Genomic DNA, 578 nt, shown 5'->3' with positions numbered 1-578 from the left:
TGGGGTCGTCTCAGAATTCGGAAAATAAAGCACGCTAAGGCGTAGTCACCCCGTGACTCCCCCGCGCCGATGCAGCGAGCTTCGTTCCGTCTTGCAGTGACGCAATCAGCGGGCAGGAAACGTTCCCTTTCCGCGCATGGCAGGCGCACACCAGTTCAGACAGCACGGCCTCCATGCGTGCCAAGTCGGCCATCTTCTCGCGCACATCCTTGAGCTTGTGCTCGGCCAGGCCGCTGGCTTCCTCGCAATGGGTGCCATCCTCCAGCCGCAGTAGCTCGGCGATTTCGTCCAGGCTAAAGCCCAGCCGCTGGGCCGATTTCACGAACCGCACTCGTGTTACATCCGCCTCGCCATAGCGGCGAATGCTGCCATAGGGCTTGTCTGGCTCCGGCAGCAGGCCCTTGCGCTGGTAGAACCGGATGGTCTCCACATTGACCCCGGCCGCCTTGGCAAAAACGCCAATGGTCAGATTCTCAAAATTAATTTGCATATCGCTTGACTCCGTACATAACTACGGAAGTAAGCTTAAGCTATCCAAACCAAATTTGAAAGGACAAGCGTATGTCTGAACCACAAAA

Annotated in this window: 1 protein-coding gene; it reads right to left on the bottom strand. The window is 56.9% G+C overall.

The features are described from left to right. Positions 1 to 34: 34 nt before the first annotated feature. Positions 35 to 490, bottom strand: a complete 456-nt coding sequence (gene merR / locus LZP96_RS23970) for a mercury resistance transcriptional regulator MerR (RefSeq protein WP_001166628.1) — start codon at positions 488 to 490, stop codon at positions 35 to 37. Positions 491 to 578: the final 88 nt, after the last annotated feature.

Origin of the sequence: Huaxiibacter chinensis, from assembly GCF_022171985.1 — a bacterium.
Classification (GTDB): domain Bacteria; phylum Pseudomonadota; class Gammaproteobacteria; order Enterobacterales; family Enterobacteriaceae; genus Enterobacter; species Enterobacter chinensis_A.
Note: the sequence above shows the minus strand (reverse complement) of the source record. Positions and strands in the feature narration are given on the sequence as shown.

What these genes read in the sequence shown, in the direction of transcription:
- merR (WP_001166628.1), bottom strand. Translation starts at nt 490, where the DNA reads ATGCAAATTAATTTTGAGAATCTGACCATTGGCGTTTTTGCCAAGGCG.